Annotated in this window: 20 protein-coding genes and 1 riboswitch; of the genes, 9 read left to right on the plus strand and 11 right to left on the minus strand. The window is 46.5% G+C overall.

Going from position 1 to position 24,604, the window contains the following annotated elements:
- Positions 1-62: 62 nt before the first annotated feature.
- On the plus strand, positions 63-1,664 hold the full coding sequence (locus K1Y79_RS20970; RefSeq protein ID WP_220252151.1) for a L,D-transpeptidase family protein: 1,602 nt from the start codon (positions 63-65) through the stop codon (positions 1,662-1,664).
- A 241-nt stretch (positions 1,665-1,905) separates the two neighbouring features.
- Here K1Y79_RS20970 and K1Y79_RS20975 read toward each other — a convergent pair whose 3' ends face one another.
- From K1Y79_RS20975 to K1Y79_RS20990, 4 genes are all read right to left on the minus strand, one after another.
- Entirely contained in the window at positions 1,906-2,655 is a 750-nt protein-coding gene (locus K1Y79_RS20975) for a murein L,D-transpeptidase catalytic domain family protein (RefSeq protein ID WP_220252152.1), read from the minus strand.
- A gap of 750 nt (positions 2,656-3,405) precedes the next feature.
- On the minus strand, positions 3,406-4,452 hold the full coding sequence (locus K1Y79_RS20980; protein WP_220252153.1) for an agmatine deiminase family protein: 1,047 nt from the start codon (positions 4,450-4,452) through the stop codon (positions 3,406-3,408).
- Entirely contained in the window at positions 4,452-5,327 is an 876-nt protein-coding gene (locus tag K1Y79_RS20985) for a carbon-nitrogen hydrolase (RefSeq protein ID WP_220252154.1), read from the minus strand. The genes K1Y79_RS20980 and K1Y79_RS20985 overlap by 1 nt, the downstream gene beginning before the upstream one ends.
- Positions 5,328-5,384: 57 nt before the next feature.
- Complete coding sequence (locus K1Y79_RS20990) at positions 5,385-7,283, minus strand: STN and carboxypeptidase regulatory-like domain-containing protein (RefSeq protein WP_220252155.1); 1,899 nt, start codon at positions 7,281-7,283, stop codon at positions 5,385-5,387.
- A 68-nt stretch (positions 7,284-7,351) separates the two neighbouring features.
- Positions 7,352-7,559: riboswitch (cobalamin riboswitch) on the plus strand.
- A 159-nt stretch (positions 7,560-7,718) separates the two neighbouring features.
- On the opposite strand from K1Y79_RS20990, the gene K1Y79_RS20995 reads away from it, so the two are divergent.
- The 7 genes from K1Y79_RS20995 to K1Y79_RS21025 all read left to right on the plus strand — a co-directional run bounded on the left by K1Y79_RS20995 (position 7,719) and on the right by K1Y79_RS21025 (position 16,224).
- Entirely contained in the window at positions 7,719-9,020 is a 1,302-nt protein-coding gene (locus K1Y79_RS20995) for a DUF5074 domain-containing protein (protein ID WP_220252156.1), read from the plus strand.
- Between the two features lie 16 nt (positions 9,021-9,036).
- Positions 9,037-11,058 (plus strand): TonB-dependent receptor plug domain-containing protein, encoded by a 2,022-nt coding sequence (locus K1Y79_RS21000; RefSeq protein ID WP_220252157.1) that lies wholly within the window; start codon positions 9,037-9,039, stop codon positions 11,056-11,058.
- Positions 11,059-11,061: 3 nt separating this feature from the next.
- Positions 11,062-12,213, plus strand: coding sequence for a YncE family protein (locus K1Y79_RS21005; RefSeq protein WP_220252158.1), 1,152 nt, complete (start codon positions 11,062-11,064; stop codon positions 12,211-12,213).
- A 17-nt stretch (positions 12,214-12,230) separates the two neighbouring features.
- The gene (locus tag K1Y79_RS21010; RefSeq protein ID WP_220252159.1) at positions 12,231-13,373 is read left to right on the plus strand and encodes a hypothetical protein; all 1,143 of its coding nucleotides are present in this window, start codon (positions 12,231-12,233) and stop codon (positions 13,371-13,373) included.
- An 87-nt stretch (positions 13,374-13,460) separates the two neighbouring features.
- Positions 13,461-14,633 (plus strand): family 20 glycosylhydrolase, encoded by a 1,173-nt coding sequence (locus tag K1Y79_RS21015; protein WP_220252160.1) that lies wholly within the window; start codon positions 13,461-13,463, stop codon positions 14,631-14,633.
- Positions 14,634-14,764: 131 nt separating this feature from the next.
- Positions 14,765-14,968 carry a cold-shock protein gene (locus K1Y79_RS21020; RefSeq protein ID WP_220252161.1) on the plus strand — a complete coding sequence of 68 codons (204 nt, stop codon included), beginning with the start codon at positions 14,765-14,767 and terminating at the stop codon, positions 14,966-14,968.
- 179 nt (positions 14,969-15,147) lie between these two features.
- Complete coding sequence (locus K1Y79_RS21025; protein WP_220252162.1) at positions 15,148-16,224, plus strand: NADH:flavin oxidoreductase/NADH oxidase; 1,077 nt, start codon at positions 15,148-15,150, stop codon at positions 16,222-16,224.
- 54 nt (positions 16,225-16,278) lie between these two features.
- Here the strand turns inward: K1Y79_RS21025 and K1Y79_RS21030 are convergent, their stop codons facing one another.
- The 5 genes from K1Y79_RS21030 to K1Y79_RS21050 form a co-directional block, all read right to left on the minus strand.
- On the minus strand, positions 16,279-16,572 hold the full coding sequence (locus K1Y79_RS21030; RefSeq protein ID WP_220252163.1) for an Hpt domain-containing protein: 294 nt from the start codon (positions 16,570-16,572) through the stop codon (positions 16,279-16,281).
- Between the two features lie 95 nt (positions 16,573-16,667).
- Entirely contained in the window at positions 16,668-18,026 is a 1,359-nt protein-coding gene (locus K1Y79_RS21035; RefSeq protein WP_220252164.1) for a sigma-54-dependent transcriptional regulator, read from the minus strand.
- Positions 18,027-19,060: 1,034 nt separating this feature from the next.
- On the minus strand, positions 19,061-20,233 hold the full coding sequence (locus K1Y79_RS21040) for a glycosyltransferase family 4 protein (RefSeq protein ID WP_220252165.1): 1,173 nt from the start codon (positions 20,231-20,233) through the stop codon (positions 19,061-19,063).
- 105 nt (positions 20,234-20,338) lie between these two features.
- Positions 20,339-20,833 carry a response regulator gene (locus K1Y79_RS21045; RefSeq protein WP_220252166.1) on the minus strand — a complete coding sequence of 165 codons (495 nt, stop codon included), beginning with the start codon at positions 20,831-20,833 and terminating at the stop codon, positions 20,339-20,341.
- A gap of 215 nt (positions 20,834-21,048) precedes the next feature.
- On the minus strand, positions 21,049-22,368 hold the full coding sequence (locus tag K1Y79_RS21050) for a DEAD/DEAH box helicase (protein ID WP_220252167.1): 1,320 nt from the start codon (positions 22,366-22,368) through the stop codon (positions 21,049-21,051).
- Between the two features lie 112 nt (positions 22,369-22,480).
- Between K1Y79_RS21050 and K1Y79_RS21055 the strand changes: the two genes are divergently transcribed.
- Positions 22,481-23,569 carry a mechanosensitive ion channel family protein gene (locus K1Y79_RS21055; RefSeq protein ID WP_220252168.1) on the plus strand — a complete coding sequence of 363 codons (1,089 nt, stop codon included), beginning with the start codon at positions 22,481-22,483 and terminating at the stop codon, positions 23,567-23,569.
- Here K1Y79_RS21055 and K1Y79_RS21060 read toward each other — a convergent pair.
- Complete coding sequence (locus K1Y79_RS21060; protein ID WP_236059764.1) at positions 23,560-24,024, minus strand: VOC family protein; 465 nt, start codon at positions 24,022-24,024, stop codon at positions 23,560-23,562. The two genes, K1Y79_RS21055 and K1Y79_RS21060, sit on opposite strands and share 10 nt — an antisense overlap.
- Before the next feature lie 15 nt (positions 24,025-24,039).
- On the minus strand, positions 24,040-24,603 hold the full coding sequence (locus tag K1Y79_RS21065) for a T9SS type A sorting domain-containing protein (RefSeq protein WP_220252169.1): 564 nt from the start codon (positions 24,601-24,603) through the stop codon (positions 24,040-24,042).
- Between the last annotated feature and the right edge of the window lies 1 nt (position 24,604).

Raw genomic sequence — 24,604 nt, forward strand, 5'->3', positions numbered from 1 at the left:
CTATTCCGGCATCATCCGCCTTCGGTAAATGCAGAGGCACGTGTTTTGCATCCGGGATCAGCATGAAGAATACTCATCTACTGATATCTATAGCTTGTGTGATTGCAGGCTTTGCCTATAGTTGTGATACGAAAAAAGGGACAGAAAAGGAAGGGATTAAGGTTACTCCACGTAACACGGATATCACGCCTGCTAACGCATATAACAATTTTTTTCTTGACACTAGTGATGTCAACAAATTCATTACTGCACAGCAGCTGAATGATACAATGGCAGCCAGAATGCGGAGCTTCTATAATGCCCGTAACTTCCAGTATGCATGGTTTGATCAGAGCGGACTGAATGAGCAGGCCTATGGCTTCCGTAGTCTGTATGATTATAGTATTGATACCAGTGAAGGGAATAAGTCGCTCGAATACCGTCTGAACGCTATGATGAATGGCGATATGGATGGAGCTGCTTCTCCGAAAGACGCAAATATCGTCAAAACAGAACTGCAGTTAACACAGCGCTTTATCAGCTATTACCTGGATAAGGCAGACCATAGCGTGGAGGCTTTGGAGAATGCGGTGCCGGCAACAAAGTCTGCCATACTCGATAAAGCTGCACATGTATTGGAAGGTAAAGATGAGACGATGGGTAGCAATAGTTATCCTACACTGAAAAAGGCTTTACAACAGTATGTTGACATTGCAAAGAACGGGGGTTGGGATACGATTACTGTAGAAAAGAAAAAGCGTTACAAGAAGGGAGACAGTACCGCTGTAATCGCCTGGGTAAAGAAACGTTTACAGGCCACAGGAGAAATGGCTGATAAAGATACTTCCACACTCTTCAATGACGCCCTGGAAGCTGCTGTAATCAGGTTTGAAGGTACACATGGTCATACACCAAAAGGTGTCATTACAGATACGTTATTGCGTGAGATGAATACGCCAGCTATCAAACTGGTACAACGTATACTGATCAATCTGGAAAGGATGCGCTGGGCTCCGGCAAATCCTGACGGAAGGCTGATCCTGGTAAACATTCCTGAATTTGCGCTGCACGTATGGAATGGAAGCAAACGTGAGTTTGACATGCCGGTGGTAGTAGGAAAGGAAGGTAAGAACACCACCATGTTCTCTGGCAAGCTGGATCAGATCGTGTTCAGTCCTTACTGGAACCTGCCAAACAGTATTGTTAAAGAAGAAGTGTTGCCGGCCATGTCCCGTAACAAGAATTATATCAGCGATAAGAATATGGAGATCACAGGAGAGCGTAACGGAGTACCTATTGTAAGGCAGTTACCTGGTAAGGACAACCCACTGGGTAAAGTAAAGTTCCTCTTCCCAAACAGTTTCAATATCTACTTCCATGACACCAATCAGAAGTACCTCTTTGACAGAGATCAACGTGCTTTCAGTCATGGTTGTATCAGACTGGGAGACCCGGAGAAGATGGCCAACTATTTGTTGGCAGATAATAACAGCTGGTCTGCGGAACGTATAGACAGTGCTATGAATAGTGGCAAGGAGAAATATGTAAGAGTAAAAGAACCTGTGCCGGTATTGATCTCTTACTATACAGCCTGGGTAGATGAGGAAGGTAAGGTGCAGTTCAGGGAGGATATCTATGATCACGATACTTATACAGCAGGTAAACTTTTTACTGATCCGAAGTGATTGTCAACTTATAACACGCCTGTTCCGTGACATCTTCCTGGCCCTTTTCAGTATACGCGTTATCTCCATGCAGAGGCGGTAATGATTTTAGCGTGAGAATTATATAATTGAGCGCCGTTGTTGTGTATTTGAAGAGGGGCCAGGAGGAGTTACAGGAATACAAAATAAAACCGCGATTACAGTAGCAAATACTACCTGTAATCGCGGTTTAGTTTTTACTTAAATATCTTTTTACTGATTGTTAAACGATAGTGGTATCTGTCGGCATCAGCATTTTAGAGTTTGCCATGTAAGATTTATCCGGACTGTATAAGAACAGGCAGGTACCATCTTTAATAGCCTCAATGATCTGGCGGTGTACCTGTTCCGGTATAGCGGGGCAGCCAAGGCTACGACCGATATATCCCTGTAATTTGGCAATCTGCTCGCTGACATACTTTGCACTGTGCATTACGATACCACGACTCATCGCATTATCATTAATACCCTGTTCTTCTCCTGCCAGACGTAAAGAGTAACCATGTTCACCTTTGTAAGTCTGACCGGTTACATAGAATCCCAGACTGCTCTTGAAACTTTCCGGTGTGTTAGAGAAGTTAGTCGCTACAGCGGTACCGGAATTTCTTCCATGTGACACCAGTGTATTAAACAACACCTCGCCCTTTTTCAGGTCTATCACAAACAGTCTTTTTTTGCTGGAAGGCAGACTAAAGTCGGCTATCGTCAGCAGGTCCGGATTGGCTAACTTACCTTCCTTTTCGAGCTTTTCAAGTCCCGCCAATGCATACGCATATGCATCTTTAGACAGGCCGAGAGAGTCAAGTTTCAATTGACTAAACAAAGCCATTCTTGCCCCCAGCTTATTTTCAGCCAGTGACACGATCTTTGTTTTATTACCTGCAGTAGGTACGGCAGCTGTGAAAAGGATACCGGAGAATAATCCGGCAGCAAGTGTGAATTTAAAGATGTTCTTAAACACAGGTTTCTTCATCAACGGAATTGGGTTAGGTTTTTCTAAAAATTAGCCGGGCTTATGGTTAGTCCGGCTGTTTACTTTGGCTTGAAGTACTGATGCAAATTTACCACAAAAAAAGCTAACAAAATGTGAAAATGGGGAATTTAAGCTCGGCTGTTGGCGTATGTTTAACAATCCTATGACAAAATGTGCCGAACTGGCAGGCTGGGCTGCGGTGTTGCTGCTACCATATTATCAGAGATTATTTGTAACTTTATTGAGTAGTTTATATGGTGGTAATCTTCTTTTAAACTATTGAAAATCATCCATTTGAGTGCTATAAGTCCACCTCAAGTCCACCTCATCTCCACATTTAGTTCTCTTTCAGTTCGTTACGTGTAATATCCGTCAGGTAATACTCAATATTCTTATCATCTTTTATTGTCGCCATGATCTTAATTTCCTAGGGTCTCAGGACTTTCTACGTCATAATGTCTGATCTATCTGGTTTCCATGTTGATATTGTATCAGTACTTGTGTAATGTTGCTTCAGATATGAGGAATTTCAGCGTTACTTGTGAAGAGTTTGGTCGGTCATGGGCAGCTGTCCAAGACGACCTCCTGCCACCCGTTTGCACGCCTTCAAAAGTGCGTCAGCCCGTCGTCCTACCTCAAGCGGCAGCAGACAGCTACAACCATGCAGAGACGGTTACAGCACCGGTATAAAAGCAAAAAGCCAGCAACTGGAGATCAGATGCTGGCTTTTTACTAATATCAGGAAGACGATTATATCTCTGGTTCCTGCTGACTGAGGCAATGGAAACTACCTAATCCCCAGATGATCTCTGTGGAGTCAATTCCAACGACCTCACGATCTTTGAAGCACTCGCTAATGATACGCAGTGCCTTGTCGTCATTTGCACAATTAAACACAGGAACAATCACATGTTTATTACTGATGTAGAAGTTGGCATAAGACGCTGGTAAACGTTGATCATCATAAATGATGGCGTCAGGCATTGGCAGTTCAACGACGTTCAGTTGTTTACCGCTGAGGAGACGCATCTGTTTCAGCTGTTGCAGATTCTGCTGAAGCAGCTCATAGTTTTCATCCTGCTTGTTTGTCTCGATGACAGTCAGAACAGTATCTTCATTGACAAAACGTACGGTGTCATCAATATGGCCGTCAGTATCATCACCAATAATCCCTTCATCTACCCATAATACCTGATCAACACCATAAAAGTCCTGCAGGTAGGTTTCTATCTGCGCTTTATTAAGATGCGGGTTCCTGTTCTCGTTTAACAGGCAGCATCCTGAAGTGAGGACGGTACCTTTACCGTTGAACTCTACTGAGCCGCCTTCCATGATAATGCCGGGATGATACACAGGCAGTTTGAAGTGCTCTGCGATGCGGGTGGGCACTACATCATCTTTGTCAAATGGAGGGTATTTGCCGCCCCAGGCGTTGTAGTTCCAGTCAACGATCACCTTTTTACGGGTGGCAGGGTTGATGAGGAAGGCAGGGCCGTGATCGCGGCACCAGGCGTCGTTGGTCGGGTTAAAGTAAAATTCAACCTTTGACATGTTAACGCCGGCTTTCTCCAGATGACCGGTAGCGAAAGCCTTCATGGCTTCATCGTTCACGTTGATACGGACTATTTCACTCTCTGCCAGGTATTTTACGAACTGGCTATAGTAGGGATAGATGGTGTGGATCTTTCCCGGCCAGCTGGCTTCTTTATGCGGCCAGCTCAGCCAGGTTGCGGTATGCGGGTGAAATTCGGCAGGGAAGAAGTATCCCTGCTGTTTCAAAGTAGGTTGTCCGTTCATTATGCTTCGTCAATAAATCTTTTGGTGATAGGTGCGTAAGAGTCAATTCTTCTGTCGCGCATAAACGGCCAGTGTGTACGGTATCTGTCGGTAACAGAAAGATCCAGTTCCTGCACGAATACTTCTTCCTTCTCGTGAGAAGCCTGGTAGATGATGCTGCCAAATGGATTGGCAATGAAAGAACCACCCCAGAATTTCATAGCGCCTTCCTGTTCCAGGCCCACACGGTTTACACTTACTACGTGGATACCATTAGCTACAGCATGGCTGCGCTGGATGGTCTGCCAGGCGTTGTATTGCTCTACATTGGTTGGCTCATCCTGGCTGGTAGCCCAACCGATAGCAGTAGGGTAGAAGAGGATTTCTGCACCCATCAGTGCAGTGATTCTTGCCGCTTCCGGATACCACTGATCCCAACAGATCAGTACACCAATAGTGGCGAATTTTGTCTTGAATACTTTATAACCGAGATCACCTGGGGTGAAATAGAATTTCTCGTAGTATGCCGGATCGTCCGGGATATGCATCTTACGGTATTTACCCAGGTAGCTGCCGTCGGCATCCAGCACGGCGGTTGTGTTATGGTAAAGGCCTTGCGCACGCTTCTCAAACAGGGACGCGATAATCACAACGCCCAGTTCTGCCGCTACTTTCTGTAAAGTGTCGGTAGACGGACCAGGAATAGGTTCTGCCAGGGAGAAATTATCATAATCCTCCACGTCACAGAAATAAAGGGAAGTAAACAATTCCTGCAGACAAACAATCTGAGCACCTTTGGCGGCTGCTTCACGTACCCGCTCTGTTGCCTTGGCAAGGTTTTCAGCCTTATTGCCACTGCAGGACATTTGCACAAAACCTACTTTAACTTTTGACATTACCTGAGTTTAATTTAACCGTTTAAAAAATTGAAGCCGCAAATTTACCAAATTATCTTAGAAAAACCCGAGGCCAATATGCCATCCGAACCAGGCCGTTACGGCATTACTGAATGTAAAGGGATTGTAATGTACCGGCAGCTTGTCCAGATATCCCGGCTCGGCAGTATATTGCTTGTCAGTGTAGTGTAGGGTAAAGGAAGGTCCGGCAAACAGGGTAATGTTTTTCCTCAGTCGCCGGTTCCAGGCAGTCTGCAGTCGTATCAGTGAATTGGTCGCTTCCCAGTTGCCCAGGTAAACATATTGGGAGGTCACCTCTGCTGTGATTTCTGATCGGGCAGATAATCTGAAAGGATGACCGATGCCATATCCGAAAGTATAGGCGTCTGCGGTGCCGCGTTTCATGCCTGCAATCAGCAGACTATAAAACCGCTTACTGCCAGACTTGTAAGCGATGTTCAGATCGAAGATCTCGTTGTGATAGATCTGTACCTGGTGGTATCCTCTTCTGACGATATTTAATAGTCCGAGGCTGTATCCGTCAGAAGAATCCGCGTAATTAACTATGCCGATCTGCACGCCTTTCAGTACGGTGGCATAGTTTACGATTCCTGCTATCTGAGCGCCTTTGGCAGTATCAATACTGACATTGACAGCACCGGCCATTTGTGCGCCACCGCCGCCTTTGCGGTAGTTCACAGCTCCGGCAATCTGTACACCGTTCATATCTTTCCTGCCCATATTGATAGCGCCGGCAATCTGTATCCCACTGATGTTCTGCCATCCTACATTTATGGCCCCGGCAATCTGCGCACCGTTGACAGAATCGCGGTTCAGATTAACAGCACCGGCGATCTGTGCACCTTTGAGATGTCCGGCAGCATTATTGACAGCGCCTGCAATCTGTGCGCCTTTTGCGTCTCCACCGGTCTGATTATAGGCTCCGCTGATCTGTGCGCCCTGGAAGCCATATTTGAGGATATTGCTTACCCCGCCGATCTGTGCTCCGTTCAGAGAGTCCATGGTATGGTTGTGTACTCCCGCTACCTGAGCGCCGGTAAGCCGGCCGCCGACGATGTTAAAGACGCCTGCCAGCTGCACCCACTTCACACTTTTCTGGTCAATATTGAAGATACCTGCCATCTCCACGCCGCTTAAGCCAGCAGTATAGCCGCCAATCAGGTTCAGTGAGAACTTATTGACTACCTGAGAGCCTAACTTACCATGTGTACCCAGGGCCGGTACAATAGAATACTGGTAGGGTTGCCGGGTAAAGAAGTCACTCAGGTTAAGACTTTGCATACGTTGGCGGGAGGAGAGGAAGAAGCGGCCGAAGAAGGTCTGTTCGACATGCGTATGCTGACTCACGTCTACAATTGACAGCTGGATAGGCGCAGCTGGTTTGATATGCGCCGTCATTTCCTGATCATGTCCCGCCGGCACCAGCATAATGGTGTCCCGGTAAAGCTCTTTGCTGACAGTCAGCAGCGCCGCAGTCCGTTCTTTTTCACGCAAGCGTATCCTGAAGTAACCCTGTTCATTGGTTAGCGTAGAAATCAGCAGCATATTTTCGTAAACGCTGGCGTTGGCGATAGGTAGTCCGGTATTGGCATCCCTGATATATCCGGTGATAACATACCATTTTTCTTTTGAAGAAGCACCCGGCTGGATGATGATCTGATTACCTATTTCCCGGAACTGAAAGTTGCCCTGAAAGAGTATGTCCAGCACCTGTTTGACTGACCGGTTGGTGACATTGACTGTTACCAGGCTATCATCATGAATAAATTCTTTAACATAGGAGAAGTGAAAGTCGCCTTGCATAGCAATGTTATCAAGCACCAGGGAGAGGGGCTTACGATCTGCAGTGATGGTAACCGTTTTATTAAGCAGGCTTTGGGCATAGCTGGAATAGCCCCCGTAGAGGAAAGCTACAAACAGGATAAGTTGTTTCAACAGTACAGTTTTGAATTTGCCGCAAGATACTACGTATTTTTCTTTTTGGTTATTAACTACCCTTACAGTAGGTTTGTGCCGCATTTGGTTTCACCAGAAGGTGAATTAATAGGGAATCCGGTGTGAGTCCGGAACTATCCCCGTAGCTGTAATCCTGTATCGTTAATAAGCGTTCGTTTTTCCCGGCATCACGCTCCATTGCCACTATCCCTGAGGGATGGGAAGGCCCGGGAAAAGCAGGAAAGTCAGAAGACCTGCCACGTGCAACAGACATCCTGTTACTTCGGGTGAAAGTACGGCTGTTACCGGAACCGGATTTGGTTCGTTTCAGACTTATTTCTAAACATCCGTTGGCAGCGTTCCCCGGTGCGAACGGATGGCCTGTTTGGGTAAAGAGTTGCCGGGGAATTGATCATCCCGATAAAAACAAGATGTATGTATAAAAATCTACGCACGTGGTTATTTGGTGGTTTGCTGCTGGCAGCTGCTTCCTGTAAGAATGATGATGATATTGTGATCCCTTCTCCGCAGGCGACCGCTGGTAAGACGACTGACAGTCTCTATATCGGAGATAGTACGCTGCTGCATCCGGCGGTAAACGTAAAATCGGATGTTACCTATAAATGGACGGTAAACAATACGCCATCCGGTACAGACTCCGTTTTCAGTTTTAAACCTGTCGCCAGCGGCGATTTTGAGATCGTGTTTGAAGCCAGCAATACAATGGGTAAAAGCACAGTTACCTACAAGATCCATGTATGGCGTAAATACGAGAATGGTTTCTTTATCATCAGCGAAGGTAACTATGGCGTAAAAAGTGGGGATGTGAACTTCTACGATTATGGTAAGGATACTGTCTATGAATATGCATATGCTGCGGAGAATCCGGGTAAAGAGATGGGGCCTTTAACCTCTACTATGGAGTTTGGCGCTATTCATAATGGCAAACTGTATGTTGTAGGTAAATTTGGCGGTCCACTGGTTGTGGCTGACGCGGTAACGCTGAAAGAGACCGGCCGTATTGCAGACTTGCCAGCGAACGATGGCCGCGCCTTTGTAGGTATTAACGAAACTACCGGATTATTGAGTAGTGCTGCCGGCGTGTATCCCGTGAACCTGACCACCCTGACATTGGGTGAGGCGGTGAGTGGTATTAACGGAGAAGTGACGGATATGATCAAAAGTGGAAATTACATTTTTGTGATGTCTGCGAAGGAAGGCATCATCGCACTGAATGCTGCTGATTACTCTGTTGCCAGGAAACTGGGTACAGCCGTTGCGGGCTTTGTAGAAAGCAAAGATGGTAGTCTGTGGGCCGCTTCTGCCACGCAGCTGAAAAAGATCAACCCTGCAACATTGGAGGTGGACAGTATCACGACTGGTTTTCCGGTGTATTACAATGAATATACCTACTACAACAGTTCAATCACTGCATCTACCAGCGAAAACGCTATTTACGTGATATCCGGCGCTAATCAGGTATACAAATATGTGCCGGGCAACGCGGCTTCTCTGACTTCTCCGTTCATTACTTTGCCAGCTGGCCAGTATTTCTACGGGAAAGGTATTGCATATGATAAAGCAAGAAATTACCTGGTGCTGAATAGTAATACGAACATGTATGGCGCGGATATCAACAACCAGCTATATATTCATAATGCTACTACCGGAGAGCAGTTGCATGCCACTTCTTACCGTGGATATTTCTTCCCGGGAATGCCTGTGTTTCAACCGTAAAATATCTTAACAGCAATTGAAGCGTCGCCTGTACATATTACTTTCCTGTCTGGCCCTTGCCAGCCAGCATCTCTATGCGCAGGATAAAGGTACACCTGCACCCGCAGCAGCAGTTTCCAAGGATACTGCTGCTGCCCGGATGTTGCAGGGGGTGACTATCTTCTCCAATAAAATCAATTCAGTATCTCCGGTACAGACGCTTAGTGGCAGGGCGCTGGAGAAAATGAATAGTTTGTCTGTGGCAGATGCCGTACGTTTCTTTTCAGGAGTGCAATTGAAAGATTACGGTGGTCTCGGTGGATTGAAGACCCTGAACGTGCGTAGTATGGGTACTAATCATGTAGGTGTTTTCTATGACGGCATCCAGCTGGGCAATGCACAAAATGGGACAGTAGACCTGGGGCGTTTCTCCCTGGATAATATTGAGCAGATAGATCTTTACAATGCCCAGAAAGGTGCTATTCTGCAGCCCGCAAAAGGGTTTGCTTCTGCTTCTGCCATCTACCTGCAGTCCCGTAAGCCTGTCTTTGCGGAAGGAGAGAATACACACGGCAAAGTGGCTCTCAAAACCGGCTCTTTTGGATTATTTAACCCGTCTGTCAGGCTTGAACAGCGACTGTCTGACAAGGTATCTGCCGTAGTAAGCAGCGAGTGGATGCATGGTCACGGACGGTATCAGTTCCGGTACACAAATGGTACCTATGATACGACTGCTGTCAGGCAGAATGCCGGTATTGATGCGGCAAGGGTCGAAGCCGGATTATTCGGTCAGCTCAGAGACAGCAGCACCTGGCACGCGAAAGTATACTACTACAATTCCAGCCGTGGATTGCCGGGGGCTATTGTCAGTAATAAGTTCCTGAATGGACAACATCAGTGGGACAGAAACCTGTTTGTACAAACTTCCTATAACAAGCGATTTGGCCGGCGGTATACGATGCAGCTCAATGCAAAGTATATGTATGATTACGTGCGCTATCTTGATACGTCTATCATCGCTGACTACGGTGCACTTATGAACCGCTACCGGCAGAATGAGTATTATTTTTCCTCCGCTAATCAATACAAGATCACCGACTTCTGGGATGTTGCTTTATCCGCAGACTTTCAGCTAAATGAAATGACGGCAGTCAACCTGGACCGGTTTGCTATTCCTACCCGTTACACAACCCTTGCGGCAGCAGCTACACAGCTGCACCTCGGGCAGGTAGAGATCCAGGGTAACATACTGGCCACCGTTATCAACGAAAAGACGAAGCTGTATAACGCTGGCAGAGACTATGCTGCATTGCGGCCAACAGTGCTGGCGTCCTGGCAGCCTTTTCAGCAGCAAGATCTGAAGCTGCGCGCTTTTTATAAAAGCATCTTCCGCATGCCGACTTTCAATGACATGTACTATAGCACCATCGGTAACCCCGATCTGCGTCCTGAGCATACCAGGCAGTATAATGCAGGTGTGGGGTATACGCATAATTCCAAAGGTTTTATCCGGTTTTTCTCCTTGCAGACAGACGCTTATTACAGTCATGTAAAAGATAAAATTGTCGCTGCTCCTGGGCGCAACTTCCAATGGATGATGCAGAACATCGGTAGTGTAGATATCTATGGTATTGATGCCAGCGTGCAGGTATCGCCGCAGCTGTTGTCGCAGGTGAATACTGATTTCTCTATAAAATATACTTACCAGAAAGCCCTGGACGCATCCGAACCGCTGGAGGTGAACTACAAAGACCAGATTGCCTATGTGCCGGTGCAAAGCGGCTCTTTCATCGCACACGCTTCCTGGAATAAATGGGATATCAATTACAGCTTTATCTATGTAGGGGAAAGGTATTTTTTGAATACCAATATCCCGATGTACTACCTGGAGCCATGGTATACCAGTGACCTGTCTGTAACCACCAGTTTCCTGTTAAAAGGTAACCTGATCAAACTGACAGGGGAGCTCAATAATGTTTTTAACCAGTACTACGATGTAGTCATTAATTACCCGATGCCGGGACGATACTACCGTCTTACTGCCAGTATAAACTTCTGATACATGCAAATTTTTGTGAAACTCATATCGACTCGTAGCCTGATGCTGATAGCATTGTCAGCAATGATGGCCGTGAGTGCGTGCCGTAAAGGGAAGGAGGTGATTCCGGGTGAAGAAACACCGGTTGGGCAACCAGACACGCTGCGTAACGGATTTTATCTGCTGAATGAAGGGAATATGGGGATGAACCTGGCCACGCTGGACTACTATGACAGGAGTACCGGCGTTTACAAGCGTAATATTTACAGTGAAATCAATCCCGGTGCTACCAAAGAGATGGGGGACGTAGGCAATGACATCCGGATCTATGGCAGTAAGCTGTATGTGGTGATCAATATGTCTGACAAGGTGGAAGTATTGGATGTACATTCTGCCCGGCGTATCGGCCAGATCAGTGTCCGCAACTGCCGCTATATTACGTTTTACAATGGAAAGGCTTATGTAAGCTCCTATTCCGCGGCATTAGGCGATGCTAATGCAGGAGCCGGTTTTGTGGCAGAGATAGACACGGCTACGCTGCAGGTGACACGTACAGTTACAGTTGGCCGTCAGCCGGAGGAAATGGCTATCGTAGGTGATAAGATGTATGTTGCCAATTCGGGAGGGTATAGTCCGCCAAGATATGAGCGTACTGTATCTGTAGTAGATATGAAAACATTCACAGAGATCAAAAAAATTGACGTGGCTATTAACCTGCACCGCGTCAAGGCAGATCAGTACGGAGATGTGTATGTTACTTCCAGGGGCGACTATTACAATATCCGCTCGAAGCTGTATGTTATAGACAGCAAGCAGGATATGGTGAAAGATTCCTTTGCATTATCTGCCAGCAACCTGGCTATTTCAGGCGACTCGGCATATGTGTACAGCGTGGAATGGAGCTATGTTAATAACAGAAATACGGTCAGCTATGCTATCATCAATGTGAAGGATGAGCGTAAGATGACTGATAATTTCATTACTGACGGTACGGATAAGCAAATCAGAACCCCATACGGGATGGCGATAGACCCGGAAAACGGGGATATATATGTCTCAGACGCGAAGGACTACCTATTGCCCGGCACATTGTATTGCTTCAGTAAAGGAGGCAAAAAAAAATGGAGTGTTACTACTGGAAACATACCCGCGCATTTTGCTTTTGTACCCAGATAATCGGAACTTTGTAGACTATGCGAATACAGAATCTGCTGCTGTTGGTGATATTGGTGATATTCCTTTTTTCCTGTTCAAAAGACGAAATTGGAGGTGACCATCCGGGAACAGTTACTATTTCCTTCAAAAACGATACAGTGATCGGTCTTAATCAGACTGTCACTATCGAAGCCGTGTATACTGGCAGCGCCGCAATTACGCATCGCTGGACGGTGAATGACTCGCTGTATGCTACTACTGCGCGGCTGGTATTTAAGCCACCCGTTGCAGGTCTGTACACAATTACCTATTCAGGTAAGATAGGAGAGGTAACATATACTGAGTTTCTGAAAGTCACCGCAGAACCGAAGATTCGGCCTGTAACTGATACGAGCAGCCGCTTTATCAGCAGGGTGTATGAGTACCTGCCGGCTCCCGGGCAGTTTATGGGAGAATCTGCAGGGTCATTAGACGGAGCTAGGAGCATTATCGGAGACCGGACAGGGTTGTTGTCGCTAGGTAGCTTTGGCGGATATGTCATTTTTGGATTTGACCATTCAATTGTCAATCAGGCAGGTGCAGATCTGGCGATATATGGTAATCCACTGCCTGCGCCTAGGGATTGGTCTGAGCCAGGTATTGTTCTGGTGAGCCGGGATGAAAATGAAAATGGGCTGCCGGATGATACCTGGTATGAACTGGCCGGCAGTGAATATAAGAATGCCTCTACCATCAGGAATTACAGCATTACTTATTATAACCCCAGGGGCATGGTGAATGTGCCCTGGAAAGACAATATGGGTAATACTGGTGTGGTGGAGATCAATGAATTTCACCAGCATTCCTATTACCCGGCGTTCGTAGCTAATCAGGATTCATTGACATTCACAGGTAGCCGGTTGCCGGCAACGTTTGGTGAGCAGGACGGCATTTATATCAACAGGGCATTTGCCTGGGGGTATGCAGACAATTATGCTACTGACGCTACGAAAGATCCCTACGCGGTAAACAGGTATAATGTATTCGATCTATCATGGGCGGTTGACAGGAACGGAACGGTAGTATCGCTACGGGCAATAGACTTTGTAAAGGTCTACACCGGGCAGAATAATAAGGGATATAATCTTATGGGAGAGGTGTCTACAGAAATCAGTGGGGCCGCTGATCTGAATATGCGATAAAGTCCATTAGAATTTTATTATTTTCAGGGGCTGGCCTTTAACGGGCTGGCCCTTTTTATTCAGTTCACGTTTTAAAAGATTAATTCCATGTTAAAAGCCACATTGACTAGAAATGTGCTCCTTATCTGCCTGTTGGGAGCAGCGTTAACTGCTTTCAGGTCCGCCTCGTACCAGCATTCCGCTAATAATGCGCCTGTACCGGACAGTATTCTGCCGGTCAGAGGTTTTTGTATCGCAGCACCCAGGAAGGCCTCGCTGGATGCATTTGTCAAATTTATACGGGAGGAACTGGCTACGCGAAAGGTCAATACACTGGTATTGCGGGTGGAATACAATTACGAATACGAAAGTTACCCTGAGTTACGGGATGCCGGTGCATTGTCCAAAGCAGACGTTAAAAAGCTGGTAGCAGTTTGCAGGGAGCACCATATCAACCTGATCCCACAATTAAACCTGCTGGGGCATCAGTCCTGGGCAGGCCAGACCAGCAACCTGCTGATGAAGTACCCGCAGTTTGACGAGACACCCTGGGTAAAGATGCCGGCGAAGTATGAGTGGCCGAATGCGGACGGGTTGTATTGTAAAAGTTATTGTCCGCTGCATCCGGAAGTGCATACAGTTGTTTTCAAGCTAATGGACGAGTTATGCGATGTATTTGAAAGCAAGGCCTACCATGCCGGGCTGGACGAAGTATTTTACCTGGGCGAAGATAAATGTCCGCGTTGCGGGGGAAGAGATAAGGCAGAGTTGTTTGCCGGCGAAGTGACTTTATTGCGTAATCACCTGGCAGAGAAGGGCAGGACGCTATGGATATGGGGCGACCGCCTGATTGACGGTAAAACAACCGGAATCGGGATGTGGGAGGGTAGTATGAATAATACCTACAGGGCAGTAGATATGATCCCCAGGGATGTAATGATCTGCGACTGGCACTATGACCGTCCGGAAAAAACACCGGTGTATTTTGCCATGAAGGGGCTGAGTGTGATCACCTGTCCCTGGAGAAAACCGGACTTTGCATCTCAGCAATTGAAAGATATGCTGCAATTTAGAGAGACCGCGACACCTGTTATGAAAGACCGATATCAGGGAATGATGCAGACAGTATGGTCGGGTGCGGAGGATTTTATGGATGAGTACTATGGGAGGAAGTCCTCCCGGGCAGGACAGGCAGGAAAGCCTGTGGATACGCTTCAGACGGCGAGCCGTTGCTTCCGTCAACTATATGGAGACATTGGTAAGGTCGTGGCAGGAAATTAATTGACGAAGGCAATTACCAGGGATTCCGGGACATAGGAGCTCCTGGAAATATTGAAGATTAGCGAGTTTTATTTGGAAAGGGCAGCTTTTAGGATTACCTTTAACCTTTACAAATTTTTTAATTTTCACAAATGACAACAAAATTCCAGGGAACTGTAAAGTTCTTCAACGAGACAAAAGGCTTTGGCTTCATCATTCACGATGAATCTGATAAGGAGACTTTTGTTCACGTTAATGGTCTGATTCACGAAATCCAGGCGGATGACAGAGTAGAATTTGAACTGCAGGAAGGCCGTAAAGGTATGAACGCTGTTAACGTAAGACGTATCGACTAAGCTTGCTTTTTCTATACAATTAGTAATAAAGCCCTCAGGTAATACCTGGGGGCTTTGTTTTTATTATGACTTTTGTTGCCAGTATCAGGGATGTTTGTGTAGTGCATATGTCGAAAAACCTCAATTCCAGGTGATTTCCTTATCTTTTGTTCCGAAACGTCAATTCAAACATTAGAGCAATGGCAGCATTATTTTCCCCCTTGCAGATAAGGGGAGTGACATTCAGGAACAGGATCACCGTTTCACCCATGTGCGAATACAGTGCGGAGAATGGCTTTGCCAATGACTGGCATCTGGTACATCTGGGCAGCAGGGCAGTAGGTGGTGCAGGGTTGATCATTACAGAAGCAGTTGCAGTGAGCAGGGAAGGCAGGATTTCTCCCAGTGATCTGGGGTTGTGGGATGACGCGTATATTCCCGGTCTTAAGCGGATTACAGACTTCCTTTCGGCACAGGGAGCAGTACCAGGTATTCAGCTGGCACATGCCGGCCGTAAGTCCAGTACAGATGTGCCATGGAAGGGTATTAGGCTGATACCACCGGACCAGGGTGGTTGGAAGGAGATTTATGCGCCCAGCGCTATTGCGTTTTCAGAGAAGTACGGTCAGCCGATCGCACTTTCCAAAGAAGAGATTACCCGGATCATACATGACTTTAAAGCAGCCGCAAAGCGTTCCCTGGAGGCAGGGTTTAAGGTAATAGAGGTGCATGGCGCGCATGGTTATCTGGTTCACCAGTTTCTTTCGCCGCTTAGCAATCACCGTACAGATGAATATGGCGGCGGCTTTGACAATCGTATACGTTTTATGCTGGAAATAGTGGATGCTGTGAGAGAAGTATGGCCGGCTGAGTATCCGTTATTCGTGCGGATATCGGCTACAGACTGGGCAGAGGGTGGCTGGAACCTGGAAGAATCTACCTCGCTGGCCAGGATATTAAAAGACAGGGGCGTGGATCTGATAGATACGTCATCGGGCGGTTTGACCCCGCATCAGAAGATTACAGTTGGTCCGCTGTACCAGACGCCTTTTGCAGCGCATATCCGGAAAGAAGCGGGTATACTGACGGGCGCAGTGGGTTTGATCACAACACCTGAGCAGGCAGCGTCAGTTATTGCAGATGAGCAGGCCGATCTGGTGCTTATTGCACGGGCGTCTTTGAGAGATCCATACTTCCCGATGCATGCCGCGGATGCTTTAGGAGAGGAATCATTTGAGTGGCCGGTACAGTATGAGCGGGCCAAAGTAAAACATTAATAGTAATTTTCAGGAAATGCAGCGGAGGCAGGCTGCATTTCTAACTTCTCCATCTTAGTTACTGATTCGTATTTCCTCTTCCAGTTCCTTCAGATCTTTTTCCATCAGCGGTTTGATATGCATCAGCGTATCCAGTAGTTTCCGGATATCCTCTGTTGTATTAGCAGTCCAGCTTTTTGATTCGCTGACCTTTTGTAGTATTTCGCCTGCCCCTTTCACTTCAAGATTCATGACACTGGGTTTCATCTTGTGCAGGACTTTTTTGAGTTCTGTGAGGTTTTTGCTGTGCAGCAGTTGTTGAAGGTCTGAGATGTACTCATCCAGGGAAGATACAAAGAGTCCAATCATTTTATGTATGAATGAGGGACTGGTGCTGGTTATTTTATACAGGTATGTATAAGTATACAATTCGTGTTCCGGTTGCATGATAGTAGATAGTGTTCTTAGGCGCCCTCTATCTCGCCTGTCTGTAACATTTTGTAAATAGTAGACTTGCCGATATCGAGTTTTTCTGCTACCAGCAGCACGTTGTCGTTATATCTTTTCAGATAATTGCGGATGATCAGTCTTGTATATTCGCGGAGGGTCAGCTCTGTATTCAAGACAGTATCTACATCCTGGCTGTTGCCAGAAAGGAAGGTGATATCTTCCGGTTCAATGGTATTATTTTCTGACATGACAGCTGCCAGTTCCACAACAGATTTCAGTTCGCGCACATTGCCCGGATAGCTATATCCAACCAGTTTGTCTCTGGCAGCCGGAGATACTTTTATCTCTGCTATTTTATTTTCCTTGCAATAGGCGGTGAGGAAGTATTGGGTAAGCAGCAGTATATCTTCCTTACGTTCACGGAGCGGTGGTAGCGTTACAGGAAGGCCCACAATACGGTAGTATAGGTCTTCCCTGAAATTGCCTTTTTTCACTTCGTCCGCAAGGTTTTTATGGGTAGCTACGACAAGTCTGAAGTCCAGTTTGACTTTTGAAGAACCACCGAGGCGGGTCAGTTCTTTTTCCTGGAGTACGCGGAGTAATTTACTCTGAATGTTCAGGTCCATTTCTCCGATTTCATCGAGGAAGAGCGTGCCGCCATTAGCTTCTTCAAAACGACCAATCTTTTTGTTCATAGCTCCTGTAAAAGCGCCTTTTTCGTAGCCGAACAGTTCACTTTCCACCAATTCTTTTGGAATGGCGGCCATATTCACGGGAACGAACGGCTGACTGCTTCTAGCGGAGTTATAGTGTACAGCGCGGGCGACTAGTTCCTTACCGGTACCTGTTTCTCCCGAGACAGATACATTGATAACAGAGCCTGCAGCTTTATCTATCATTTTAAAGACAGTTTGCAGGGCGGGGCTGTTACCGATAATGGAACGGGAATAGTCATACTTGGTTTTGAGTTCGGCCTTCAATTCTGATATTTCATTTTTCAGCGAGAGCCTTTCGCGCAACCGGATAATGGCTTTCCACAGCAATTGCTGTGTATTGTCATCTTTCACGAGATAGTCTTCCGCGCCCATTTTGAGCAGGTCAACAGCAGTCGTGATTCTTTCCTGTGCGCTAATGATAATAACAGGCAAATTGGGCTGAGCCTGTTTGATTTTTTTGTAAAGCTCCTCGCCATTCATGTCGGGCAGGCCGAAATCAATGGTAACGAGATCGGGTTTCCGGTTAAGTTGAGCCAGGCATTCCTTGCCTGATCCGATCAGGGTTACTTCGTAGTCCGGGTTCTGACTAAGATAATGATGCAACAATCCGCCGTACCACTTATCATCCTCAACAATAAATATCTTGAAATCGAGCATTCATGGAATTTTCCGTTAATTTAGGAAAATTTTTCATCATCGAATCAAAAGGCCTCCATTACTGCACTTTTTGCAAAGCAGCTCCGGAGGCCCTGTGGGTTGTTATGAAATAGGCAAGCAAAAATTGTTTATAAGTTCACTGTTCTATATGGGATAAATAATTGTAAAAAGTAGGCCCCTCTGCCTTCACTCATCCACACGCATCGGGGCCATGATCAAGCACTCTCAAGCTGGTTATAGTAACATTCACGCTAAGTTCTTCTGACTGTCATCGCCTGGCCCCTCACATTTTCACTGACAGCAACAACACAGGGGCCGGGATGAAGTCCACATACTCAACACAATATTTTTATTCTCTTAAAGATCTGTCTGGTGTTCATCGCCTGACCCTGTCTCTTCACCTTTCATTTTCACCAGGGCCGGGATGGACGTAACTCTAAAGCGGCAGGGTATCACACCACGTCTAATTAATGTCTTTCTCTGTCACATAATCATCGCCTGGCCCCTTTCCATTTCACTGACAGCAACTGCACCGGGGCCGGGATGAAATCCACATACTCAACACAATATTTTCAATAACTAAAGATCTGTTCTGGTACATCGCCTGGCCCTGTCTTTTCACTTTTCATTTTCACCAGGGCCGGGATGGACGTTAACTCTAAAGCGGCAAGGTTTCACCCATGTTTGATTAATCATTTTCTTCTAACGTACTGTGATCGCCTGGCCCCTTTCGTTCTCACTGACAGCAACTGCACCGGGGCCGGGATGAAAGTCCACATACTCAACACAATATTTTCGATAATTAAAGATCTGACTGGTATTCATCGCCTGGCCCTGTCTCCTCACTTTTCAATTTCACCAGGGCCGGGATGACATTCATCTAAAACTGGCATAGTGTTCGGCCATCGCCTGGCCCCTCATCTCACTTTTTCCATTTCACCGGGGCCGGGATGCTGATCTACATGTTCAATACAAACCCCTTAAAAAAAAACCACATTGATTGTCTGAAAAGTCCCCCTAAGTAATATATTCAGCTAGTTCATTGCATTGTTAAGATATTCCTGTAAAGCTGCAGGGTAGAGCAGTACTTCTGCGAGTTGTTCTTTTTTCCGCGGCGTAAAAAAGGTGCCATCTGAAAAGAGATCTCCTACCTGTTGCTTGAAAAACTCTGGTTTGAACTGAGAGGCGACCAGCTGTGCTGCACAACTCATGTCTGCATAGAGCGGTTTATTGCTGAGCAGCTGTTCTACGTGTTTGCGCACCTTCTCAACATAGTGGCCGCTAATGCGGTATCCGTTCCAACCATGCGCTACCAGTTCATTAACACCTCCACCCATTGGTACTATCACCGGTCTGCCATAACTCATTGCCTGCAGGATACTGAAGTCGAATGTTTCCTGGTATTGCTCGGTGTTAGCGAGGTTCAGAACCACAGCTGCTCTCTGATAGAAAGGATGGAGATTCAGCTGTGTTCCATAAACCATCAAATTGTCAGGGATAAAATAGTCATGAAAATAAGCGTCGATATCTTTCTGACTCGCGTCAATAACTAATTCAAATTTTGTTGCCGGCATCAGGTTGGCAAGCTGCATCAGTTCAGGCAGGCCACTTTCTTTGTCCAGCGGAGCAATCATCAGCACTGTTTTGCGGGAGCCGTGATTGGAGTGTAATACGGCTTCCTGTACAAAGGATTGAGGCAGGCAGCTGTGTACAATATGTTTCTGCGAATTAGGGAAGTCAAACTTACCTTGCAGATACCGGGAACCAAAAACGACTTGCAGTGCATTACGTTTGGCGGTGAATAACATGATCTGGCGGAGCAAAGGAAAGGCAACCGCAGTTTCATGAATGTGATACGTAACTGGCGTTTTCTTCAGCCTGCTGGCCCATGCAGCACCGAAAGGCAGTAGTGTATTGATATACACTTTTGCTTCGGGCTCCAGCAATCCCCATACTTTCCTGAACACTATCAACTGAGCCAGCAGGAAGCTGAAGAATACGCGCCATTTGTTCCCCCGTTCCGAATAATTTATGTAGTGGTAGGTGACGCCAGGTAAGCCTGAAAGGAACCCGGGTGTGTCGCCTGTCCGGTTTGTGATAAGATGGATGTTCTGTCCGTTTTCTGCCAATGTCTCAAGTGACTGGCGAAATACAAGTGTGTTACCGTTTCTGTCGTTCTGAAGGTGTACTGCGATTATCTTACTCATAACGATGTATTGTGATGTGTGAAAACTAGGTATAGGGATAAACAGAACGCTTCTTTAATATGTGTAGGTATAAGCAGGCGAATGTGTGGTGCCCGCAGGCTTAGGCTATGACGATCTCAAAACTTCGTATAAATAACTGAACAGTGAACAGGAGGCCAGTACTACTCCGAAGAAGAGGAAGAATCGGTTATTCAGTTTTTTCCGCTTCAGGTAATCCTGTACGATAAACAGCTTGTTTAGCGTCGCGCTTATATGTTCCAATACGCTGTCATCCTTAATAATGTAATCAAATGCGCCATTTTTCAGTGACTCTGTAGCAATCTCCGGTTGCTGGCGGGAGCTGGCGAAGATCACGAAGATGTTGCTGTTAATGCGTTTGATCTCTTTCAACAGTTCCAGACCGGTCATATCTCCAAGGTCGTGGTCCAGCAGCACGATATCCGGTTCGGTATCATTGCCCAGTTCGGCCAGGAAGTCAGCGCCTGAAGGGAAACACTGTACGTGTTCGTAACCTTCTGATCTCAGGTGCTTGTCGTAGGTGGCGAGACAGAATGGGTCATCATCAACTACGTAAATCTTACTATCGAACTTGTTAGCCATTTGCTGTTGTTTGGTATAGTAGAATCCATTTAAATGCCAGTTTCCGGGAACGTTGCCAATCGGCCATGGTGGCGGATTCCGCGTTTTGGCATATAGCCAGGAACGTCTAGTTTCAGGAAATCATTCCAGAAAATGGAAAAATGGTGGGAGGTAGGCATAAAAAAACGTCCCGGGGAGACCGGGACGTGCTGATTATATTGTAATAACCAATGTTTTTATTGTTGAGGGGCTGGTTTACCACCAGCGTTTTTACTGCGGTGCTGCTGGGACTGTCCAGGTTGCGGCCGTGGTCCTTGATGGTTACCGCCAGACTTATTATTACGCTGTCCGCCGGGGCGCTTTTTGCCATGCGGGCGTTTGCCGCCTCCCGGACGGGAGGGTTTGGGCGTATATTCAGGTACGGGCCCCAGATCAGCCGGTATTTCAGCTTTGGTAACCGGTATACCCAGTACTTCTTCAATACGTGCAAACTTACGCTGTTCTTTCTCACTGACGATTGTATAAGCGGTACCATCAGTAGCAGCCCTGGCAGTACGGCCAATACGGTGAATGTAGTCTTCTCCGTCGTTTGGTACGTCATAATTGATCACCAGGTCTATATCTTCAATGTCGATACCCCGGCTTAATATATCCGTCGCCACCAGCATTTTGAGCTTCTTATTCTTAAAGTCCATCAGGACCTGCTCTCTTTTATCCTGTTCCAGGTCTGAGTGGATCTCATCTACCGAGAAGCGGGCCTTTTTCAGTTCGTAAGTAAGCTGGCGCACGTTCTGTTTGCGGGAGCAAAAGATGATAATGCTACCAAACTCCTTACGGGAGAGTAATTGTTTGATCAGCCCTATTTTCTGCTCTTCAAACACAACGAAGGCTTCCTGTACAATCTTCTCAGGCGGCTTGGAGATAGCTATATTGATCTCTTCCGGATGATCGAGGATCTTGAGGGCCAGTTTCCGGATCTTGTCAGGCATGGTAGCCGAAAAGAGCAGATTCTGCCTTTGTTTGGGAAGCGTGGAGGTGATTCTTATAATGTCATCACTGAAACCCATGTCCAGCATGCGGTCAGCTTCGTCGAGCACCAGATATTTTACAGCATCGAGCTTTACATAGCCCATGTTGAGGTGAGCTATCATACGGCCGGGAGTGCAGATAACGATATCCACACCTTTCGTCAGCGCTTTCTTTTCAGCGGCAAACAGGGCACCGTTACTACCGCCATAGACGGCAATAGAGCTGACAGAGGTAAAATACGACATACCCTCCAGTGTCTGGGCAATCTGGACTGCCAGTTCCCTGGTAGGTACTATAATCAGTGAGTTGATCTTGTGTGCATCGTGGGGCTCAGTGATTAAACGGTGCAATATGGGCAGGAGGAAGGCGGCAGTTTTGCCGGTACCAGTCTGGGCACAGGCCAGAATGTCCTTTCCTGCAATGATCGGGGGGATAACTTTTTCCTGGACTGGCGTAGCCGTCGTATATCCCATCGCATCTATTCCATCCAGGACCCTGTCGTCCAGGTCAAATTCATCAAAATACAAAGTGCTTATATGGTTTTAATTCTAAAATATATTAGCTAAAGATACGTAATTGTAATCACAGCACATACGGTATGTTCTTTGCGGGAAGTGCGGAAACCAATAATTAACAGAGATGCTTGAAAATTTACAGAGAGATCTACATCTACCGCCGATTGTATGGAACATTTTGCTTGGAGGAGCAGCCCTGATTACAGGTTTGATTATTAAATACCTGCTGGCACTGGTACTGAGAGTGACAGCAAGTAAGAACGAGACAGACTATTCCCTGATCAGATCGACACTGAGACGTTTAGGTAAGCCGATTAACTACTTCTTGCCTGTATTGGTACTGGATATGGTGCTTCCCTTTATGGAGCTGGCAAGAAAGCCGATGAATGTGTTGAACAGGGTAGTGGAGATTTCGTTAATTATTGCATTCGGGTTCATGTTGACCGGATTAGTGAAGGTCTTTGAAGACTATATCATGCATGCGTATGACCTGAAGAAGGAAGATAACCTGCGTGAGCGGAAAATGCGTACTCAGCTGCAGTTTGTGCGTAAATTGGCTATTACTACCATCATGTTACTGACATTGTGTGCAGTATTGCTGAGTTTTGACAGTTTACGTAAAATAGGCGCTGGTCTTCTTACCGGTGTGGGTGTCGGTGGTATTATTATCGGTTTTGCCGCCCAGCGTTCTTTAGCCAACTTCCTGGCAGGTATGCAGCTGGCATTTACACAACCGATCCGTATTGACGATGTACTGGTGGTAGAAGGTGAATGGGGTAGGGTAGAAGAGATTACCCTGACATATGTAGTACTGGGCATCTGGGACCAGCGTAAACTGATTTTACCCATCAACTACTTCATAGAAAAGCCATTCCAGAACTGGACGCGGACAGGATCAGCGATATTGGGCACTGCTTTCCTTTACCTGGACTATACCGCGCCAATTGATATTCTGCGTGCAGAATTTGAACGGCTGGTAAAAGATCATCCATTATGGGACAAAAGAGTACAGGTAATGCAGGTGACTAATATCACCGACCGTAGCGTGGAAATAAGGATGCTGGTGAGCTGTAATAGTTCAGGTAAGGCATTTGACCTGCGTTGCTTCCTGCGGGAAAATATGCTGTCGTTTATCCAGCAGAATCATGCCTACTGCCTGCCGAAAACACGTGCCGTCTTTGAAGATAAAGACACGCCCTTACTTCAGGGGTGATCGTCATTGATTTCAACCCAGTAACCGTCCGGGTCGGTGAAATATATCTGTTTTATTCCATCGACCCGTACGGTTGGCTTATCGGCATCGCCAGCCCAGCTATAGAACGGTATATGGTGCTTACGCAGCCGGGACATAAACTCGTCTACCGAAGCAACACTGAAGCAAAGATGTGAGTTTTTATCATGGGTAGTGATCGCTTTTGCGCCGGAAATAATGTGCAGATGGCTATGTTCAGCCACCTGGAACCAGGTATGCCGGCCGTCATGAAAGGGTTCCGGAATGGTATCCAATTGAATTATGTCCCTGTAAAATGCAGTACTTTTCTGAAGGTCAACTACATACAGCGCTATGTGGTTTAACACAACGCCTTTTCGCTGTTGAGCGGAAGCAGGCATATTGGAGATGATCATAACAGCTGCCAGCAAAAGCAAGAGTGGAATCCGTTGTTTCATGCTCCAATATACTTATCACTTGTCGAATTTTATGAACTTTCTTGTCACTTTGATACCTGTATCGAATATGATCGTGACAAAATAGATGCCCGGCACATAATCAGATACGTTCAAAGTATATACATAAGACATGCTGAGCGCAGAGCGGGGGGTATTCGATTCGCTGAATACCATTCGTCCGGAGAGATTCAATACACGTACATCCACTCTCGTAACATTGGAATCCAGGGTATATCTGATGGTGATCTGTTCGTCGGTCGGGTTAGGAAACACGATCATGTCATCACTATTGGTTCTGCCGTCCAGCACCAGTGGTCCCTGTTGGAATCCCTGGCTGAGTATGATATAGTCAGGATATGTCCATGTTTTTACGGCAATATCGCCTATGGTACAATCTATTTCATAAAGGTTTTCTTTACCGCCAACATCAGCGATGGTCTGGGTTACCCCTCCACCAGCACTGGCTACTACCTGTCGTTCGATGGTAAAATCCAACGACCGCTGTGCGTGTGCCATTCCTGTAAACAGGAATGACGCACCCACCGCATTAACAGTAAGTAATTTGCTGATTAGTTTCATG

Origin of the sequence: Chitinophaga rhizophila (assembly GCF_019492185.1) — a bacterium.
GTDB classification, from domain to species: Bacteria; Bacteroidota; Bacteroidia; order Chitinophagales; family Chitinophagaceae; genus Chitinophaga; species Chitinophaga rhizophila.

Bases quoted from the DNA above. Each gene is read 5' to 3' on its own strand.
- K1Y79_RS21035 (WP_220252164.1), bottom strand. From the start codon at position 18,026: ATGCTCGATTTCAAGATATTTATTGTTGAGGATGATAAGTGGTACGGC.
- K1Y79_RS20995 (WP_220252156.1), top strand. From the start codon at position 7,719: ATGTATAAAAATCTACGCACGTGGTTATTTGGTGGTTTGCTGCTGGCA.
- K1Y79_RS21065 (WP_220252169.1), bottom strand. From the start codon at position 24,603: ATGAAACTAATCAGCAAATTACTTACTGTTAATGCGGTGGGTGCGTCA.
- K1Y79_RS21045 (WP_220252166.1), bottom strand. From the start codon at position 20,833: ATGGCTAACAAGTTCGATAGTAAGATTTACGTAGTTGATGATGACCCA.
- K1Y79_RS21055 (WP_220252168.1), top strand. From the start codon at position 22,481: ATGCTTGAAAATTTACAGAGAGATCTACATCTACCGCCGATTGTATGG.
- K1Y79_RS21025 (WP_220252162.1), top strand. From the start codon at position 15,148: ATGGCAGCATTATTTTCCCCCTTGCAGATAAGGGGAGTGACATTCAGG.
- K1Y79_RS20985 (WP_220252154.1), bottom strand. From the start codon at position 5,327: ATGTCAAAAGTTAAAGTAGGTTTTGTGCAAATGTCCTGCAGTGGCAAT.
- K1Y79_RS21015 (WP_220252160.1), top strand. From the start codon at position 13,461: ATGTTAAAAGCCACATTGACTAGAAATGTGCTCCTTATCTGCCTGTTG.
- K1Y79_RS20975 (WP_220252152.1), bottom strand. From the start codon at position 2,655: ATGAAGAAACCTGTGTTTAAGAACATCTTTAAATTCACACTTGCTGCC.
- K1Y79_RS20980 (WP_220252153.1), bottom strand. From the start codon at position 4,452: ATGAACGGACAACCTACTTTGAAACAGCAGGGATACTTCTTCCCTGCC.
- K1Y79_RS21020 (WP_220252161.1), top strand. From the start codon at position 14,765: ATGACAACAAAATTCCAGGGAACTGTAAAGTTCTTCAACGAGACAAAA.
- K1Y79_RS21005 (WP_220252158.1), top strand. From the start codon at position 11,062: ATGCAAATTTTTGTGAAACTCATATCGACTCGTAGCCTGATGCTGATA.
- K1Y79_RS20970 (WP_220252151.1), top strand. From the start codon at position 63: ATGAAGAATACTCATCTACTGATATCTATAGCTTGTGTGATTGCAGGC.
- K1Y79_RS21030 (WP_220252163.1), bottom strand. From the start codon at position 16,572: ATGATTGGACTCTTTGTATCTTCCCTGGATGAGTACATCTCAGACCTT.
- K1Y79_RS21010 (WP_220252159.1), top strand. From the start codon at position 12,231: ATGCGAATACAGAATCTGCTGCTGTTGGTGATATTGGTGATATTCCTT.
- K1Y79_RS21040 (WP_220252165.1), bottom strand. From the start codon at position 20,233: ATGAGTAAGATAATCGCAGTACACCTTCAGAACGACAGAAACGGTAAC.
- K1Y79_RS21060 (WP_236059764.1), bottom strand. From the start codon at position 24,024: ATGAAACAACGGATTCCACTCTTGCTTTTGCTGGCAGCTGTTATGATC.